Annotated in this window: 12 protein-coding genes; 7 read left to right on the top strand and 5 right to left on the bottom strand. The window is 70.7% G+C overall.

What is annotated here, in order from left to right:
• Positions 1–154 precede the first annotated feature (154 nt).
• Both pulA and AB4Z14_RS10745 read left to right on the top strand, forming a co-directional pair.
• Complete coding sequence (gene pulA, locus AB4Z14_RS10750; protein WP_442275186.1) at positions 155–5,950, top strand: pullulanase-type alpha-1,6-glucosidase; 5,796 nt, start codon at positions 155–157, stop codon at positions 5,948–5,950.
• A gap of 120 nt (positions 5,951–6,070) precedes the next feature.
• A complete protein-coding gene (locus AB4Z14_RS10745) occupies positions 6,071–7,012 on the top strand; it encodes an aldo/keto reductase (protein ID WP_442275383.1) in 942 nt (313 codons plus the stop codon).
• A gap of 199 nt (positions 7,013–7,211) precedes the next feature.
• Here the strand turns inward: AB4Z14_RS10745 and AB4Z14_RS10740 are convergent, their stop codons facing one another.
• Both AB4Z14_RS10740 and AB4Z14_RS10735 read right to left on the bottom strand, forming a co-directional pair.
• Positions 7,212–8,525: an MFS transporter gene (locus tag AB4Z14_RS10740; RefSeq protein ID WP_442275185.1), complete on the bottom strand. Its 1,314-nt coding sequence runs from the start codon at positions 8,523–8,525 to the stop codon at positions 7,212–7,214.
• A gap of 5 nt (positions 8,526–8,530) precedes the next feature.
• Complete coding sequence (locus tag AB4Z14_RS10735) at positions 8,531–9,169, bottom strand: ArsR/SmtB family transcription factor (RefSeq protein ID WP_442275184.1); 639 nt, start codon at positions 9,167–9,169, stop codon at positions 8,531–8,533.
• Positions 9,170–9,434: 265 nt separating this feature from the next.
• On the opposite strand from AB4Z14_RS10735, the gene rplM reads away from it, so the two are divergent.
• The gene (gene rplM / locus AB4Z14_RS10730; protein WP_020143191.1) at positions 9,435–9,878 is read left to right on the top strand and encodes a 50S ribosomal protein L13; all 444 of its coding nucleotides are present in this window, start codon (positions 9,435–9,437) and stop codon (positions 9,876–9,878) included.
• Between the two features lie 35 nt (positions 9,879–9,913).
• Positions 9,914–10,417 (top strand): 30S ribosomal protein S9, encoded by a 504-nt coding sequence (gene rpsI, locus AB4Z14_RS10725; protein ID WP_020143190.1) that lies wholly within the window; start codon positions 9,914–9,916, stop codon positions 10,415–10,417.
• Between the two features lie 238 nt (positions 10,418–10,655).
• On the opposite strand, the gene AB4Z14_RS10720 is transcribed toward rpsI, so the two are convergent.
• A complete protein-coding gene (locus tag AB4Z14_RS10720) occupies positions 10,656–11,822 on the bottom strand; it encodes a hypothetical protein (RefSeq protein ID WP_442275183.1) in 1,167 nt (388 codons plus the stop codon).
• 258 nt (positions 11,823–12,080) lie between these two features.
• Here AB4Z14_RS10720 and glmM point away from each other — a divergent pair, with 258 nt between their 5' ends.
• From glmM to AB4Z14_RS10705, 3 genes are all read left to right on the top strand, one after another.
• Positions 12,081–13,427 (top strand): phosphoglucosamine mutase, encoded by a 1,347-nt coding sequence (gene glmM / locus AB4Z14_RS10715; protein ID WP_056771011.1) that lies wholly within the window; start codon positions 12,081–12,083, stop codon positions 13,425–13,427.
• Between the two features lie 81 nt (positions 13,428–13,508).
• Entirely contained in the window at positions 13,509–15,560 is a 2,052-nt protein-coding gene (locus AB4Z14_RS10710) for a M3 family metallopeptidase (protein ID WP_442275182.1), read from the top strand.
• A 39-nt stretch (positions 15,561–15,599) separates the two neighbouring features.
• The gene (locus AB4Z14_RS10705) at positions 15,600–16,769 is read left to right on the top strand and encodes a low temperature requirement protein A (RefSeq protein WP_442275181.1); all 1,170 of its coding nucleotides are present in this window, start codon (positions 15,600–15,602) and stop codon (positions 16,767–16,769) included.
• An 18-nt stretch (positions 16,770–16,787) separates the two neighbouring features.
• Here the strand turns inward: AB4Z14_RS10705 and AB4Z14_RS10700 are convergent, their stop codons facing one another.
• Positions 16,788–17,303: a beta-class carbonic anhydrase gene (locus tag AB4Z14_RS10700; protein WP_442275180.1), complete on the bottom strand. Its 516-nt coding sequence runs from the start codon at positions 17,301–17,303 to the stop codon at positions 16,788–16,790.
• Between the two features lie 14 nt (positions 17,304–17,317).
• Positions 17,318–19,030, bottom strand: a complete 1,713-nt coding sequence (locus AB4Z14_RS10695; protein ID WP_442275179.1) for a fumarate hydratase — start codon at positions 19,028–19,030, stop codon at positions 17,318–17,320.
• Positions 19,031–19,137: the final 107 nt, after the last annotated feature.

Below are 19,137 nucleotides of genomic sequence, written 5' to 3'. Positions count from 1 at the left end.
GTCGTTCGGCGCAAGAAACCGCAATATCCTGAGCCTGAGTGCAAAATTTTGCAGTGCAGGTCTGGCGCGGTGTCCGATTCGGGCGCTAAGTTCTCCCCCGGTGGTCGAGCGTCCAGACGCGGGCGTGAGCGACCCAGCCCACGAAGGAGTGCGCATGCGCCGTCGCCCGGCCCTGTCCGTCGCCAGCATCTCGGCCCTGGTCATGGCGGGACTCGCCGTCCCGCTGGCCGGGGCACCGACCGCCCGGGCGGACGCTCCGCGCACCGCGACGGTCGTCGGGTCCCTCCAGGACGAGCTCGGCTGCAGCGGCGACTGGACGCCCGACTGCACCGCCACCGACCTCGCGCTCGAGCCGGGCACGACGACGTATGCCGCCGAGTTCCGTCTGCCCAAGGGCAGCTACGAGCTCAAGGTGGCCATCAACCACTCGTGGGACGAGAGCTACGGCCAGGGCGGCGGCAACGTGCCGCTCGTCCTCGCCGGCCCGGCCACGCTGCGCTTCACCTACGACGACACGACCCACGCCATCGGCATCGCCCCCACCGACCTGCCCGGTGCCGCCACGAAGGCCGACACGAAGCTGGCCGCCTCGTCGCTGCGCTCGCTCGCGACGAAGGAGCGCTTCTACTTCGTCATGGCCGACCGCTTCGCCAACGGCGACACGGCCAACGACCAGGGCGGCCTGACAGGCGGACCGCTCTCCACCGGCTTCGACCCGACGAACGAGGGGTTCTACCACGGTGGTGACCTCAAGGGCCTGACCGGCAAGCTCGACTACATCAAGGGCCTCGGCACGACCGCGATCTGGCTCACGCCGTCGTTCAAGAACCGCCCCGTGCAGGGCAGCGGCTCCGACGCGAGCGCCGGCTACCACGGCTACTGGATCACCGACTTCACCCGGATCGACCCGCACCTGGGCACGAACGCCGACATGAAGGCGCTCATCTCGGCCGCCCACGCGAAGGGGATGAAGGTCTACTTCGACATCATCACCAACCACACGGCCGACGTCATCTCCTACGAGGGCGGCTCCTATTCCTACGTCAACAAGGAGACGAGCCCCTACAAGGACGCCCGCGGCAAGGCCTTCGATGACGCCGCCGTCGCCGGCAAGCCGGCCTGCGCCGGCGACACCGTGCCGGACTGCTTCCCGAAGATGACGGCGGGCACGTCCTTCCCGTACGTGCCGAAGGTCGCCGACGCCGACAAGGACGTCAAGGTCCCGGCCTGGCTCAACGACACGACGCTCTACCACAACCGCGGTGACTCCACGTATGCCGGCGAGTCGTCGACCTACGGTGACTTCTCCGGCCTCGACGACCTCTTCACCGAGAACCCCAAGGTCGTCACGGGCATGGAGGACATCTACAACTCCTGGGTCGACTTCGGCGTCGACGGCTTCCGCATCGACACCGTCAAGCACGTCAACATGCAGTTCTGGCAGGCCTTCTCGCCGGCAATCCTCAGCCATGCCAAGGCGATCGGCAACGACGACTTCTTCATGTTCGGTGAGGTCTACGACGGCAACCCCGCCTACACGAGCCAGTTCACGACGAAGGGTGCGCTGCCGGCGACCCTCGACTTCGGCTTCCAGGGTGCGGCGCTCGGCTTCGCCCAGGGCAAGGCGACCACCGGCATCCGCGACCTCTTCGCGGGTGACGACTACTACACCGACACGGACTCGAACGCCTACGAGCTGCCGACGTTCCTCGGCAACCACGACATGGGTCGCGTCGGCGCGATGCTGCTCGCCGGCGGCGCCACGGGTGACGACCTGCTGGCCCGCGACCGCCTCGCGACGTCCCTGATGTTCCTGACCCGCGGCAACCCGGTCGTCTACTACGGCGACGAGCAGGGCTTCACCGGTCCGACGAGCGACTTCGGCGACAAGCGTGCGCGCCAGGACATGTTCGCCAGCCGGACGCCGATCTACCAGGACGACGTCGTCGTCGGGAGCAGCAAGCCCGCCGGCTCCGGCTCGCACTACGACACGTCCGCACCGCTCTACCGGGAGATCAAGGCGCTCTCCGCCCTCCGCGCGGCCAACCCGGCCCTCGCGGACGGGGCGCAGGTGCACCGCTACGCCTCGGACGCGGCCGGCATCTACGCGATCAGCCGCATCGACAAGGCGGCCAAGCGCGAGTACGTCGTCGTCGCCAACAACGCCACGACGGCGAAGACCGCGACCTTCTCGACCTACTCCGCCGGCTCGAAGCTCGTGCCGCTCCTCGGCGCCACCTCGGACCTGCGCGCCGCGGCCGACGGGCGCGTCACGGTGACCGTCCCGCCGCTGTCGGTGGCGGTCTATCGGGCGAACTCGACCATGGCGCAGCCGAAGTCGGCTCCCGCGATCTACCCGACGTCGCCCAGCGCGGGTGGTGTCGTGGGTGGTCGTGCGGAGATCGGCGCCGCCCTGCCCGGTAACACGTTCGCGGAGGTCTCCTTCCTCCAGCGCCCGGTAGGCACCTCAGCCTGGACGCCGCTGGGCACGGACGACAACGCGCCCTACCGCGTCTTCCACGACGTGTCCGGCCTCGCCAAGGGCACGCTCGTCGAGTACCGCATCGTGGCCAAGGACGTCGCCGGCCACGTCTCGGCGACCTCCACCTACGGCATCGTGGGCGAGCCCGAGACGTCCGGCGGCGGTGGCGGCGGTGGCGTCGGCCCCGTCACCCAGCCCGACAACGTCAGCGTCCCCGGCAACCACAACTCCGAGATGGGCTGCCCGGGCGACTGGCAGCCGGACTGCGCGGAGGCGCAGCTCGCCCTCGACGCCAAGGACGACATCTGGAAGGGCACCTTCGACGCCATCCCGGCCGGCGACTACGAGTACAAGGCCGCGATCGACAAGTCGTGGGACGAGAACTACGGTGCCGGAGCGGTCAAGGGCGGCGGCAACATCGCCTACACAGCCGCCGGCAAGACCATCACCTTCTACTACGACCACCGCACCCACTGGGTGACCAACGACGCGACGGGCCCGATCATCACGGCTCCCGGCAGCTTCCAGAGCGAGCTCGGCTGCCCGGGAGACTGGGCGCCCGACTGCATGCGGTCGTGGCTGCAGGACCCCGACGGTGACGGCACGTACGTCTTCACCACGGACCAGATCCCCGCGGGCTCCTACGAGTTCAAGGTCGCCGTGGGTCTGTCCTGGACCGAGGCCTACCCGGCCAACAACGTCGCGTTCTCGGTCCCGGCCGACGGCGTGCTGACCACGATCACCTACAAGACCTCGACGCACGAGGTCACGGTCAAGACGTCCAAGGCGGGCGCCGCGCCCGACCTGACGAAGTCCAAGGCCTACGTCGTGGGTCCCGACCTCGTCGCCTGGCCCGCATCGGCGCTGCCGGCCGGCACCGACCCCGCGACGCTCGACTGGCGCCTGCACTGGTCGGCCGACGGCGGTCTCGCCGTCGACGCGGAGGCTGTCACCGGCGGCTCCGTGGCGAGCCTGACGCGCGACCCGGCAGGGCTGCCCGCCTCGCTCGTGGCCGCCCACCCGGAGCTCAAGGGGGCCGTGGCCCTGCGTCTCGACAAGGCGACCGCCGCGCTGATGCCCGAGATCCTCAAGGGTCAGGTCGCCGTCGCGATGTACGCCTCGACGGGCCAGCTGCTCGACGCGACGGGCGCGCAGACGGCCATCGCCCTCGATGCGATCTACGCCGCCAGGGCGGCCGCTCGCACCTACGGTGTCGGCTTCACGCGCAGCCGCGCGACGTTCAGCCTCTGGGCCCCCACGGCGCAGCAGGTCACCCTGCTCACCTGGCCGGCCCGTTCGGCGGACCGTCCGGTCGACACGGCCCGACGCACGACGATGACGCGCTCGTCCGACGGGGCGTGGACGACGAGCCTCAGCACCTCGACGGCGCTCAACGCCCGCTACCTCTACGAGGTGAAGGTGTGGGCGCCGACGACGGGGACGGTCGAGACCAACGTCGTCACCGACCCGAGCTCGGTGGCGCTGACGCAAAACTCCACGCGGTCCGTCGCCGTCGACCTGACGAGCCCGGCGTTCATGCCCTCGGTGTGGAGCCGCACCCCGTCGCCGAAGCTCGCCCAGGACGTCGACTCGACGATCTACGAGCTGCACATCCGCGACTACTCCATGTCGGACGCCAAGGTCCCGGCGGCCTTGCGTGGCAGCTACCTCGCCTTCGCCGCGGACGGTGACGGCAGGGCGCACCTCAAGGCGCTCGCCAAGGCGGGTCTCAACACCGTGCACCTGTTGCCGAGCTTCGACATCGCCTCGATCGAGGAGGACAAGGCCAAGCAGCAGACGCCGCAGTGCGACCTCGCCTCGTATGCGCCCGACAGCGAGGAGCAGCAGAAGTGCGTCGGGGCCGTCGCGGCCAAGGACGCCTTCAACTGGGGCTACGACCCGTACCACTACAGCGTTCCCGACGGCTCGTACGCGTCGAGCACCAGCGCGGCCGACGGCGGGACCCGCGTGGCCGAGTTCCGCACGATGGTCGGAGCCCTGCACCAGGACGGCCTCCGCGTCGTGCTCGACCAGGTCTTCAACCACACGGCCCAGTCGGGCCAGGGCGACAAGTCCGTGCTCGACAAGGTCGTGCCCGACTACTACCACCGCCTGAACGCGAGTGGCGCCGTCGAGACCTCGACGTGCTGCCAGAACGTCGCCACCGAGCACGCCATGGGCCAGAAGCTCATGGTCGACTCCGTGGTGTCCTGGGCCCGCAACTACCGGGTCGACGGCTTCCGCTTCGACCTCATGGGCCACCACAGCAAGGCCAACATGCTCGCCGTGCGCTCGGCCCTCGACGCCCTGACGCTCTCGAAGGACGGCGTCGACGGCAGGTCGATCTACCTCTACGGCGAGGGCTGGAACTTCGGCGAGGTCGCCGACAACAAGCTCTTCGTGCAGGCGACGCAGGGCCAGCTCGGTGGCACGGGCATCGGCACCTTCTCCGACCGCCTGCGTGACGGCGTGCGTGGAGGGGGACCGTTCGACGAGGACCCGCGTCGTCAGGGCTTCGGCTCCGGCGAGGCGACCGACCCGAACGGTGCCGCGACCAACGCCGACGCGGCCACCCGCCTCGGCAGCGACACCGACCTCGTCCAGCTCGGCCTGGCCGGCAACCTCAAGACGTTCACCTTCCGCAGCCAGAAGACCGGGACGGTCGTCAACGGCACACAGGTCGACTACAACGGGTCCCCGGCCGGCTACGCCGACCAGCCCGACGAGGTCGTCAGCTACGTCGACGCCCACGACAACGAGACGCTTTTCGACTCGCTGACGTACAAGCTGCCGGTCGCGACGTCGATGCAGGACCGGGTGCGGATGAACACCCTGTCCCTCGCCACGACCGCTCTGGCGCAGACGCCGTCGTTCTGGCACGCCGGCGCCGACCTGCTCCGCAGCAAGTCGCTCAACCGCGACTCGTACGACAGCGGTGACTGGTTCAACAGGCTCGACTGGACCGGCGCCGACAACGGCTTCGGCCATGGCCTGCCGCCGCAGGAGCAGAACTCCGCCAAGTGGCCGTTCATGAAGCCGCTGCTCGCCAACATGGCGCTCAAGCCGTCCGCCGCCGACGTGCGCAGCGCCGACGCGATGGCTCAGGACCTGCTGCGACTTCGCTTCAGCACCAAGCTGTTCCGTCTCGGCAACGCGGCTGCCATCAACGCCAAGGTGACCTTCCCGGTCTCCGGCACGGCCGACGCGAAGCAGGGTGTCATCGTCATGCGGATCGACGACACGAAGGGAGTCGACGTCGACCCGGCGCTGCGCGGAGCGGTCGTCGTCTTCAACGCGACCCCCGACGCCGTGACCCAGAAGGTCCCCGGCCTCAGCGGCGCGGTCTCGCTGAGCGCGGTCCAGGCGAACGGCGCCGACAACGTCGTCAAGCAGGCGGCATACGACGCGGGAAGCAGCTCGTTCTCCGTGCCCGCGCGCACGGTCGCGGTCTTCGTCCAGCCGAACTGACCACGCGGCCTCCTCGAAGGCCGGTCCCCGCGACGCGGGGGCCGGCCTTCGTCATGGGTGCGGGACCTGCCGACCGGTCGGGCCCGGGCATAGGTTGGACGGGTGACTGCGACTCCTGACATGACCTACCGGCAGCTCGGCGACAGCGGGCTCACCGTCTCGACCGTCGGCATCGGCTGCAACAACTTCGGTCGGCGCCTCGACCAGGACGGCACGAACGCCGTGGTGCGCCAGGCCCTCGACAGCGGCATCACGCTCTTCGACACCGCCGACATCTACGGCCAGGGCGCCAGCGAGGAGATGCTCGGCCTCGCTCTGGGATCTGAGCGCGAGAACGTCGTGGTGGCAACGAAGTTCGGCATGGACATGCAGGGCGCCAACGGTCCCGACTGGGGTGTGCGTGGGTCGCGCCGCTACGTGCGCAAGGCCGTCGAATCGAGCCTGCGTCGCCTCGGCACCGACTGGATCGACCTCTACCAGCTGCACCGACCCGACCCGCAGACCCCGATCGGCGAGACGCTCGCGGCGCTCGACGAGCTGGTCCGCGAGGGCAAGGTGCGCTACCTGGGCAGCAGCAACTTCACGGGCTGGCAGGTCGTCGACGCCGACTGGACGGCGCGGGCCGCCGGCACCTCACGGTTCGTCTCGGCGCAGAACGAGTACTCGCTGCTCGAGCGCGACGTCGAGGACGAGGTCGTCCCCGCGTGCGAGCACGTCGGCGTCGGGCTGCTCCCGTTCTTCCCGCTGGCCTCCGGCCTGCTCACCGGGAAGTACCGTCGTGGCGAGCCGGCCCCCGAGGGCACGCGCCTGGCCGGGATGGCCGACCGGCTCGGCGGCGCCGACTGGGACACGATCGAGGCCCTCGAGGCGTATGCCGCCCAGCGCGGTCTGCGCCCCATCGACGTCGCGATCGGCGGGCTCGCGGCCCAGCCGGCGGTCGCCTCGGTGATCGCGGGGGCGACGCGGCCCGAGCAGGTCGTCGACAACGTCCGGGCCGGCCTGTGGGAGCCCACCGTCGAGGACCTCGCCGAGATCGACGCCGTCACCACCCCGCCCGCCTGACCCCCGCTTCACGTCGAGTGAGCGCCCCGTCCCACTCGAGTGAGCGCCCCGTCCCACCCCTTCCGTCGAGTGGCCCCATCGTCCGAGTGGCCCCGTCGTCCCACCTGGCGCACGCCCGCGATCGTCGAGTGGCCCCGCCGTCACAGGCCCGGGAGGCGGGTGTGGCGGCGGGGCCACTCGAGTGGGTGTCGAGGCCGGCTCAGTCGACGGCGGGGTGGAGCGCAGGCCCGGTCGTGACGCTTTCGGCCGCTCGGGCCTTCTCGGCGCGCAGGGCGTGCCGGTAGAACCACGCGCCGAGGATGCTGACGGCTCCTGCGGTCACCATGGCGACCTGTGTCGAGGTGCGCTCGGCGAGCAGGCCCAGGAGCGGGGCTGCGATGCCGAAGGCCGCGGAGGCGACCATCGAGTTCATCGAGAGGACCGTGGCGCGGTTGCGGGCCCGGGCCTCGCGGTGGAGCAGCGCGGAGTGGGCCGGGCCGGCCGCGCCGTGCAGCAGGTACGTGACGCCGTAGGCGGCGATGAGCGCCGCAGGCCCCGCAACGAGTCCCATGACGACGGCGCCGAGGCCGTTGAGCACGCGAGCGGCGATCGCGGTGCGGGTGACGCCGATGCGGCGGCTCGACCATCCCGAGAGGGCCGCGCCGAGGGCGAAGACGGCCCACCCGGCGGCGGCCACCGGGCCCATGATCGCGCCGGCGCGCTCCTCGCCCCCGACCAGCTCGGCGAGACGGATCGGCTGGAAGGTCTCGAAGACGATCATCGCCACCGACCAGAACACCTCGACGCAGACGATGCCGCGCAGCGCGCGGTTGCTCCGCAGCAGGCCCAGGCCGTCGCGCACGACGGCGGGAGCCTCCTTCGCGGAGGCGAGGGCGCGCCGGGCACCCGAGGCGTCGAGGTGCTCGGCGCCGCGCGGCTCGCGCAGGAGGACGAGGACCGCGACGAGGTGCACGACGTTGAGGGCGACGAAGACGGCCACGGGCAGCACGAGCGCCGACGCGCCCGCGAACGGGTGCCACCAGACGAGCCCGCCGGAGACGAGGGCCCCGGAGGCGATGGCTCCGCCGAGCACGGTGCCCTGGGCGGCGAGGGCTCCGTCGACGTCGGCGCCGGGAGTCGTGGCGTGCACCGTGTCGACGAACCACGCCTCGAGCGGGCCGGAGTCCAGGGCGCGGAAGATGCCGGTGAGCACGGCGGCCGCGAAGAAGGCCCAGAAGGAGTGCGCCACGAGCAGGATGCTGCTCGCGAGGACGTTGACGACGGCCGAGACGACGAAGACCGGCCGGCGGCCGAAGGCGTCCGCGAAGCCGCTCGTCGGCAGCTCGAGCGCGAAGATCGTCAGCCCGGCGGCGGACGAGATGGTCATCGCCTGCGCCACGGTGAGGCCTCGCTCGAGCTGCCACAGGGTGAGCAGGCCGACGACGAGCCCGACCGGGAACCACCGGGTGAAGCTCAGGGCGAGGAAGACGCGGCGGGCCGCAGTGGGGGAGAGCAGGGTGTCCCGTGGGCTCATCGGGCTCAGTCCTTCGTCGTCGTCGTCGGGGGTCGGTCGAGGTCGAGCGGGTAGGCGAAGGCGTAGACGGCGATCCGCCGCGCCTGCGGGTTGCCCTGTCCGACGCGGCGGTAGCGCTCGATGAGGTCCCACATCTCCTCCCGCATCGCCTCGAGGGACTCGGCGGTGACGAGCACGGCCGCGTCGCTCGAGCCGCAGGCGTCCTGCCACGCGGTGGGCCATGTCGTCGAGACGTCGAGCCACTTGTCGTACTGCTCGCTGAAGTGGCGGGCGTAGTCGCGGGTGAGCCAGTTGAGGGCGGTCTCGGAGTCCTCGTCACCCTCGAAGTCGCTCGGGTGCCAGGAGTGGTACTCGGAGCTCGCGCGCCACAGCCGGCGCTTGCCCTCGCCCTCTTGGGTGTCGTGGACGAGCCCGACGGACTCGAGCTTGCGCAGGTGGTAGCTCGTGGCGCCGGAGTTGGTGCCGAGGAGCGTGGCGAGGTCGGTCGCGGTCGACGGGCCGCCTCGGCGCAGCGCCCCGAGCAGGCGTGACCGAAGCGGATGGGCGAGGACGCGCACGCTCTCCGGCGTGAGCCAGACGTTCTCGTCGTCGGAGGGCCCGGACGACGCGGTCGGGGAGGGGTTCGAGGGGTCCTGTGCAGCCATAGTGTGCACAATACCTCTGCACACTTCATGTGCACAAGATCTGTGCACGGAGGTCTCGATGTGCCATCCGTGCAGGTCAGGCACTGTTTTCGGTGTCCGTGCCCGTGATTTGGGCACAGGCACGCGACCCCGTAACATGGATGAAGTTGTGCACCGGGCCGTCAGGCGAACCCGTCATCACCACCCTGTGGACGAGACGGGCGACGCGGACCGAGCCCAGCGGCATTCACTGCTCCACCATTTTCAGAAGCGAAGGCAGACTCCATTGCGCACGTACACCCCGAAGCCCGGCGAGGTCACTCGCACGTGGCACGTCATCGACGCGACCGACGTCGTGCTCGGCCGTCTCGCGAGCCAGGCCGCTGTCCTGCTCCGGGGCAAGCACAAGCCGCAGTTCGCACCGCACGTCGACACCGGTGACTTCGTCATCATCATCAACGCCGACAAGGTTGCCCTGACCGGCGCCAAGCTCGAGCAGAAGAAGGCCTACCGCCACTCGGGCTTCCCGGGTGGCCTGCGGTCGACCTCCTACACCGAGCTGCTCGCCAAGAGCCCCGAGAAGGCCGTCGAGAAGGCCATCCGCGGCATGCTCCCGAAGAACTCGCTGGCCCGCCAGCAGCTCTCCAAGCTCAAGGTCTACCGCGGTGCCGAGCACCCGCACGCGGCCCAGCAGCCCGTCCCCTTCGAGATCACCCAGGTTGCGCAGTAAGCCCCCCGGCTGCTGCGTAGAAAGCGACAAGACACGTGACTGACATCGTGAACGAGGAAGTCCTCGACACCGACGAGCCCGAGCTGACCGAGTACACCTCGGAGTCCGACGGCTCCGTCGCCGGCGAGCCGAAGCGCGCCCGTGAGGTCTCGACCCCCGGCGCTGCGACCGGTCGCCGCAAGCAGGCCATCGCCCGCGTGCGCATCGTCCCCGGCACCGGCGAGTGGAAGATCAACGGCCGCACCCTCGACGCCTACTTCCCCAACAAGGTGCACCAGCAGATCGTCAAGGAGCCCCTGACGCTCCTCGAGCTCGACGGCTCCTACGACGTGCTCGTCCGCGTGCACGGCGGTGGCCCCTCCGGCCAGGCCGGCGCGGTCCGCCTCGGCGTCGCCCGCTCGCTGAACGGCATCGACGAGGAGCTCAACCGTCCCGCCCTCAAGAAGGCCGGCTTCCTCACCCGTGACCCCCGCGTCCCGGAGCGCAAGAAGGCCGGTCTCAAGAAGGCCCGCAAGGCTCCCCAGTACTCCAAGCGCTGATGCTTCGGCTGGCGCCGAGCGTCACCGCTTGGCTCCAGTCGCGCTGATGCTTTGGCTGGCGCCGAGCATCACCGCTTGGCTCCAGTCGCGCTGATGCTTCGGCTGGCGCCGAGCATCACCGCYTGGCTCCAGTCGCGCTGAGTCGGCTGCCCAGCTGGTTGTACGAAGGCCCCCGAGCGCTGCTCGGGGGCCTTCGTCGTTCCCGAGGGCGTATGCCGCCGGGCGGGTCGGTGACGCGTCAGCCAACCGTCGCGTGGCTGAGGTCGCACCGGTTGGTGTCGTTGGACCACGTGGCCTGCATCGCGAAGCTGCCGGACGTCGTCGAGACGTTGCCCGCGCCGCCCGCGCCGCCCGGTGCGATCCACGCGCACTCGTCGGCGTTCTCCTGACCGGAGTAGGTGCGCGACGTCGTGTTCGTCCATCCGCCCGCCGGGTTCTGGTCGGTGATCGTCTCGGCGTACTCGTGGCCCTCGACCATGGAGTAGCCGTCGTCGGTGCCCGCGGCGCCGGTGTTGACGAAGTCCTGCCCGCAGCTCGTGCCCATGTCCATGACGTAGGGCATGTTCGTGAAGGCGATGTCGCCGTACGGGCTGGTCGACCCGACGTAGGGGTCACCGTTGTAGTCGTGCCAGGCGCAGAACTGCCCGGACGAGGTGTTGAAGCCGTCCGGGTGCGTGCCGGTCGGGGAGAGGACGACGTACTGCGCGTCGCGGTTGCTGGCGGCGGTGCTGTTGCCGAAATGCCCTGCGGCGCGGACGGCTTCGTCGCCGAGCTGCTTGGCCGTGGCGTTCGCGGGCGCTGCGACCGACGGGTCGAACCACACGCCGGCGAGAGCCCCACCGGTCGGGTAGCGCACGTGCGCAGCGCTCGACGGGCAGGAGGTCGCGCCCTTGGCCACGAGCGGACCGTCGCAGTACTGCGTCATGACGCCCGACCAGGCCTCGCCGCCCGTCCCCAGGCCCTTGAAGAGCTTCTGCACGACCGGGGCCCCTGACTTCGGGTCGCCGGTGAAGGTGAGGTTGCCGCCGGCGTCGGTGCCCTGGCTGCCCCACTGGCTGCCGTAGAACACGAGGTAGACCTTCTCGGCGCCGCCGCTCGTGACGCCGATCCCGTCGACGCCGCCGCCGTAGGAGAGCGTCTTGGCCTGCGTGGGCCGCGCCCCCTTCGTCTGTGCCTCCCACCGGTGCATCTGGGTGTTGAGCTCACGGGTCGGCACCGCGCCGTGGCGGTAGGGGTGGCCGTAGGCCGGAGAGTACGGGTTGGTCACCCCTGCGCCGGACGCGCCGGCAGCGGGCGCGGACGTGCTCGGTGCCGCGGCGGACGCGCCGAGCGCCGTCGCCACGCTGAGGACGGTGGCGGCGGTGGCGGTGGCGGCGACCAGTCGCCGTGAACGTCGAGTGCTCATCGAGTGCCTCTCTGGGAAGGACCCGGGAAGGCCCGCGGGTGTCGGGCCCCGGGATGGCCACATCGTCGCGGGGTGCGTCTGTGAAGTGGATGGGAGCCACCTGCCAGTTCCCTGCCACTTTCCGGCACGATCAGAGCGGGTATGTCCGTTGTGACCCTTTGGGGCTCCGCCGGATGGTCGTATGCCGTCGGGGCGGTATCGTCGTGCGAGCACATCAGCCGGCCCAGTGGGTCGGACCCATCGGGAAGGCACACAAGCGTGGCTCGACTCTTCGGCACGGACGGCGTCCGTGGTGTGGCGAACAAGGACATCACCGCCGAGCTCGCGCTCGACCTCTCCGTCGCCGCGGCGCACGTCCTCGGCGAGGTGGGCGCCTTCAACGGTCACCGCCCCGTCGCCGTCGTCGGCCGCGACCCCCGGGCGTCCGGCGAGTTCCTGGCGGCCGCCACGGTGGCCGGCCTCGCATCGGCGGGCATCGACGTGCGCGACGCGGGCGTGCTGCCCACACCAGCGATCGCCTACCTCGTGGGCGAGCAGGACGCCGACCTCGGTGCCATGCTCTCGGCGTCGCACAACCCGATGCCCGACAACGGCATCAAGTTCTTCGCCCGGGGCGGGCACAAGCTCGCCGACGACCTCGAGGACCGCATCGAGGCCCGGCTGCGCGACGAGTGGCAGCGTCCCACGGGCGGTGACGTCGGCCGCATCACGCCCCTGCTCGACGGCGCGGACCGCTACGTCGCGCACCTGCTCTCGGTGCTGCCGCACCGGCTCGAGGGTCTGCACGTCGTCGTCGACGCCGCGCACGGTGCCGCGTCGGAGGTCGCTCCGCGCGCCTTCCGTGAGGCCGGGGCGCAGGTGACCGTCATCGGCGGCGAACCCGACGGGCTCAACATCAACGACGGCTACGGCTCCACGCACCTCGAGCACCTCAAGGAGACCGTCGTCTCGGTCGGCGCCGACTTCGGCATCGCCCTCGACGGCGACGCCGACCGCTGCCTCGCCGTCGACGCCGCCGGCCACGAGGTGGACGGCGACCAGATCATGGCGATCCTCGCGCTCGCCATGAAGGAGCAGGGGGTGCTGCGCGGCGACACGCTCGTCGCGACCGTCATGTCCAACCTCGGCATGATCCAGGCTCTCGGCGGCGCCGGCATCAAGGTGCTGCAGACCGCTGTCGGCGACCGCTACGTCCTCGAGGGGATGAAGTCCGGCGGCTATGCGCTCGGCGGCGAGCAGTCCGGTCACGTCGTCATGCTCGACCACGGCACGACGGGCGACGGCACCCTCACCGGGCTCATGCTCGCCTCACGGGTCGCCGCGACCGGTCGGACTCTCGCCGACCTCGCCGGCATCATGACCCACTTCCCGCAGGTGCTCGTCAACGTCAAGGACGTCGACAAGTCGGCCCTCGAGGCCAACACGGCCGTCGCCGACGCCGTGCGTGCGGCGGAGGGAGAGCTGGGGGAGAGCGGTCGGGTCCTGCTGCGCAAGTCCGGCACCGAGCCGGTCGTCCGCGTCATGGTCGAGGCCGCCGACGGCGACCAGGCCCGCACCCTCGCCGACCGCCTCGTCGGGGTCGTCAGGGCCGAGCTGTCGCTCTGAGCCCGCCGGACGGCATACGCCCTCGGGGGTCCGGTCGAAACGGGGTCGAGCGCGGGGGCGCTGCTGCGTAGGGTTCGGTCCATGCCCGACGAGACCCCGGCCGCCAACCCGCTGCTCGACCCGAGCCCGCTGCCCCACGGGCTGCCGCCCTTCGCCCTGATCCGCGACGGGCACTACCGCGAGGCGTTCGACCGCGGCATGGCCGAGCACCGTGCCGAGGTCGAGGCGATCGCGGCCGACCCGGCGCCCGCGACCTTCGAGAACACCGTCGTCGCGCTGGAGCGCTCGGGGCAGACGTTGAGCCGGACGAGCCTGGCCTTCTTCGGGACGTCGAGCTCCCTCGCCACCGACGCCGTGCAGGCGATCGAGGAGGAGTATGCGCCGCGTCTCACCGCCCACGCTGACGCGGTCCGGCTCGACCCGCGCCTCTACGCCCGGATCCGGGCCGTCCACGACGACGAGGTGGCGATGGCCGCCCTCGACCCGGAGTCGCGACGGCTCGTCGAGCGGCACCTCACCGAGATGACCGTCGCCGGGGCCGGGCTCGACGAGAGCGCCAAGGACCGCCTGCGCGAGCTCAACGGGCGGCTCGCGAGCCTCGGCACCCAGTTCGAGAAGCGCCTGCTCGCCGACTCCAACGACCTCGCCGTCCTCGTCGACGACGTGGCGGCCCTCGACGGGCTGACCACCGGCGAGATCTCGGCCGCCGCGGCGGCAGCGGCCGAGCACGGGCACGAGGGGGGCTGGCTGCTCACGCTCGTCCTGCCGACCGGGCACCCGCACCTCGCCTCGCTCACCGACCGGGACCTGCGCCGCCGGCTCCACGAGGCGCAGGGCTCCCGCGGCAACCGCGACAACGCGAACGACACCAAGGCGCTCGTCCTCGAGACCGTCCGGCTCCGGGCCGAGCGGGCCCGGCTCCTGGGCTACGACACGCATGCCGCCGCGGCGCTCGCCGACTCCACGGCGCGCACCCCCGAGCGCGTCATGGACCTGCTGGGGCGCCTCGCCCCGGCCGCGGCCCGCAACATCGAGGCCGAGCGGGCGCTGCTCGAGGACGAGGCGGGCCATCCGATCGAGGCGCACGACTGGGCCTTCTGGGCCGAGAAGGTCCGTGCGTCGAGGTATGCCGTCGACCTCGCGGCGATGCGACCCTACTTCGAGGCCGAGCGGGTGCTCCACGACGGGATCTTCCACGCGGCCGGGCTGCTCTACGGCCTGACCTTCCACGAACGCGACGACCTCGAGGGCTACCACCCCGACGTCCGCGTCTTCGAGGTGCGCGACGCCGACCGGACGCCCTTCGGGCTCTACCTGCTCGACCTCCACACCCGCGACACGAAGAAGGGTGGGGCGTGGATGAACAGCCTCGTCCACCAGAACACCCTGCTGGGCCGGACGAGCGCCGTCGTGTGCAACAACCTCAACGTCCCCAAGCCCGGTCCGGGTGAGCCGACGCTGCTCACCTACGACGAGACTCGCACGTTCTTCCACGAGTTCGGGCACGCGATCCACGGCCTGCTCGCCCGGGTCACCTACCCGCACTTCGCCGGGACCCGCGTCTTCCGCGACTTCGTCGAGTACCCGAGCCAGGTCAACGAGATGTGGATGCTCTGGCCCGAGGTCCTCGGGAACTACGCCGTCCACCACGAGACGGGGGAGTCCCTGCCGCAGGAGCTCGTCGACCGGCTCGTCGCCGCGCAGACGTTCGGGGAGGGCTTCGCGACGGGCGAGTACCTCGCGGCAGCGCTGCTCGACCAGGCGTGGCACGCCATCGACGTCGAGGAGGCCTCACACGTGACGGACGTCGGGGCCTTCGAGGCGTCCGCCCTGGCCGCGGTCGGGCTCGCGAACCCGCTCGTGCCGCCGCGCTACCGGTCGACGTACTTCGCGCACACCTTCTCGTACGCCTACGACGCGCAGTACTACGCCTACATCTGGAGCGAGGTGCTCGACGCCGACACCGTCGCGTGGTTCCGCGAGAACGGCGGCTTGACCCGTGCCAACGGCGACCACTACCGCCGGCACGTCGTCGGGATCGGGGGCGCGGCCGACCCGCTCGAGTCCTACCGCGAGTTCCGGGGCGCCGACGCCGACATCCGGCACCTCATCGAACGGCGCGGCCTCGGCTGACGGGGGCACCCGCCGGCGCGCTGCTGGCAGACTCGGCCCGTGAGCCACGTCAACGTCGTGCCCCTGTCACGGCGCATGCAGCCCCGTGACCCCCACGAGCCGCATCGCGTCGCGACCCCGCTCGAGCTGCTCTTCGACCTCGTCTTCGTCGTCGCGATCGCCAGTGCCGCCGCGCAGTGGCACCACGGCCTCGCCGAGGGACACCTGGGTGACCTCGTCAACTTCGTCATGGTCTTCTTCGCCATCTGGTGGGCGTGGATGAACTACACGTGGTTCGCCTCGTCGTACGACTGCGACGACGTGACGTACCGCCTGCTGACCTTCGCCATCATGGCGGGCTCGCTCATGCTCGCCGCGGGCATCCCCGAGCTCTTCAGCACGGAGCAGTCGGGACTCGTCGTCGGCGGCTACGCCGTGATGCGCTTCGCGATGGTGGCCATGTGGCTCCGCGCTGCGGCCGGCCACCCCGAGGGGCGGCGCACCGCGCTGACGTACGCGTCGGGCATCGCGATCGTGCAGGTGCTGTGGATCGCCCGGCTGCTCCTGCAGGGGACGACGGCGCTGCTCGTGTCGTTCTTCGCCCTCGTCGTCCTCGAGCTTCTCGTGCCCATCGTGGCCGAGCGGCACGGCATCACGCCGTTCCACCCGCACCACATCGCCGAGCGCTACGCCCTGCTGACGATCATCGTGCTCGGCGAGGTCATCCTCGCCTCGGTGCAGGCGGTCCAGGGGGCGCTGGAGCAGGGGGCGGAGGCCGGGCTGCTCGCCATCGTCGTCGGCGGGCTGCTCATCGTCTTCTCCATGTGGTGGCTCTACTTCAAGCGCGAGCACGCGGGGCTCTTCGAGGTCGGCATCCGGAGCACGTTCGTCACCGGCTACGGCCATTACCTCGTCTTCGTCTCGGTGGCGGCGACCGGTGCGGCGCTCGCGGCCGCCGTCGACCTCGTCCAGGGCGAGGCGCACACGACGGACCGGGTCGTGGGGGTGGCGCTCGCCGGTGCCGTGGCCGTCTACGCGTGGTGCCTGTCGGCCATGCACGCGATGGCGGGAGCGCCCGTCGTCGAGACCCGGGTGGGCGTCGTCGTCGGGCTCGTCCTGCTGGGCGTCGCTGCCATCGGCCCGCCGGTGGGCGTGACGGTGCTGTCGACGGGGCTCGTGCTGGCCGCCGCGGTCGCACACCACGTCTGGACCACGCGCGCGGTCACCTGACCCCCGACCGGGAGCGGGTCAGGCGACGGGCTGGAGCAGTCCGGAGTCGACGTCGTAGATGAAGCCGGCGACCTTGACGCCCTCGGCGATGAGCGGGTGCGTACGCACCCTGGCGAGGTCCTCGCGCAGGGCGCGCTCCTGGTCGGCGATGGCGTGGAACGTCATCCACGACGCGTCCTTGCCGGCGCTCGCACCCACACGTTCACGCAGCTCGGCCTCGCTGTTCGACGCCATGGCGCACCGGGTGTGGGGCACGACGAGGATGCGGTCCACGTTGAGCAGGTGGGTGGCGAGGACGAGCGCCTCGAGGGCCTCGGAGGCCACGCGCCCGCCCGGGTTGCGGAAGATCTTGGCGTCGCCCGGCTTGAGGCCGACGAGGCCGAGGGGATCGATGCGGGAGTCCATGCACGTGACGATCGCGACGCCGGCCTGGGCGATGCCGTCGAAGCCGGCCATCTCGAAACGGTCGGCATAGGCGCGGTTGGCGGCGAGGAGGTCGTCGAATCCCGCTCCTGCAGAGGCGTTCTCGCTCATGTCTGTCCTTTCGGTCACTGGAGGCCGGGTCGCTTCGAGATGGTGAAGGCCATCGGCTTGCTCACCTCGGCGAAGAAGTCGTTGCCCTTGTCGTCGACGACGATGAAGGCGGGGAAGTCCTCGACGTCGATCTTCCACACCGCCTCCATGCCGAGCTCTTCGTACTCGAGCACCTCGACGTGCTTGATGCAGTCCTGGGCCAGCCGGGCCGCCGGGCCGCCGATCGAGCCGAGGTAGAAGCCGCCGTGTGCATCGCACGCCTCGGTGACCTGCTTGCTCCGGTTGCCCTTGGCGAGCATCACCTTGGACCCACCGGCGGCCTGGAACTGGTCGACGTAGGAGTCCATCCGCCCGGCGGTGGTGGGCCCGAACGAGCCGGACGGCATACCTGCTGGCGTCTTGGCGGGGCCGGCGTAGTAGACGGGATGGTCCTTGAGGTACTGCGGCATCTCCTCGCCCGCGTCGAGCCGTTCCTTGATCTTGGCGTGCGCGATGTCGCGCGCGACGACGAGCGGACCGGTGAGCGAGAGCCGGGTCTTGACCGGGTGCCTGGCGAGCTCGGCGAGGATGTCGTCCATCGGCTGCGTCAGGTCGACCTTGACGACGACGTTCTTGCTGATCGAGCTGACGCCCACCGCCTCGTCCTCGTGCTCGCCGAGGTCGACGGCGCCGGCGTCGGGCAGGAAGCGTGCCGGGTCGGTCTCGAGCTGCTCGATGAAGACGCCCTCGGCCGTGATCTTGCCGAGCACCTGCCGGTCGGCCGAGCACGAGACGGCGATGGCCACCGGGAGGCTCGCACCGTGTCGGGGGAGGCGGACCACGCGCACGTCGTGGCAGAAGTACTTGCCGCCGAACTGGGCGCCGATGCCGAACTGGCGGGTCAGTTCGAGCACCTTCTCCTCGAGCTCGGTGTCGCGGAAGCCGTGAGCCGTCAGCGACCCCGAGGTGGGCAGCGTGTCGAGGTACTTCGCCGACGCGTACTTGGCTGTCTTCAGGGCGAACTCGGCGCTCGTGCCGCCGATGACGATGGCGAGGTGATAGGGCGGGCAGGCCGCCGTGCCGAGGGAGCGGAGCTTCTCGTCGAGGAAGCGCATCATGGCGTCCTCGTTGAGGATCGCCTTCGTCTCCTGGTAGAGGTAGCTCTTGTTGGCCGAGCCGCCGCCCTTGGCCATGAAGAGGAACTTGTACTGCGCCTCGTGGCCGGGCAGCGTGTCGGCGTAGAGCTCGACCTGCGCCGGCAGGTTGGAGCCGGTGTTCTTCTCCTCCCACGTCGTGAGGGGGGCCATCTGCGAGTAGCGCAGGTTGAGGCGGGTGTACGCGTCGTAGACGCCCTCGCTGATCGCCTGCTCGTCCGTGCCCGGCGTCAGCACGTGCTGGCCCCGTTTGCCCATGACGATCGCCGTGCCGGTGTCCTGGCACATCGGCAGCACGCCACCGGCCGCGATGTTGGCGTTCTTGAGCAGGTCGAGCGCGACGAACTTGTCGTTGTTGCTGGCCTCGTCGTCCTCGAGGATGTTGCGCAGCTGCTGCAGGTGCGCCGGGCGCAGGTAGTGGGCGATGTCGTGCATCGCCGTCTCGGTCAGCAGCCGCAGCGCCTCCGGGTCGACCTCGAGGAACGTGCGCCCTCCCGGCCCGTCGACGGCGCGCACGCCCTCGGTCGTCAGCAGCCGGTAGGGCGCCTCGTCGGCGCCGATGGGCAGCAGGTCCTCGTAGGCGAAGTCGGCCACGAAACGCTCCTTGCGATACAGGTGGGCTCGAGCTGGTCGGGCGTATGCCGCCGAGCCCCACGGCAGACGACAGTCCCCTCCCAGCCTAGTGACGGCTGGGAGGGGAC

This window comes from Terrabacter sp. 2TAF16, from assembly GCF_052115065.1.
GTDB lineage: Bacteria > Actinomycetota > Actinomycetes > Actinomycetales > Dermatophilaceae > Terrabacter.
This window is presented reverse-complemented; position numbering and strand designations above follow the sequence as displayed.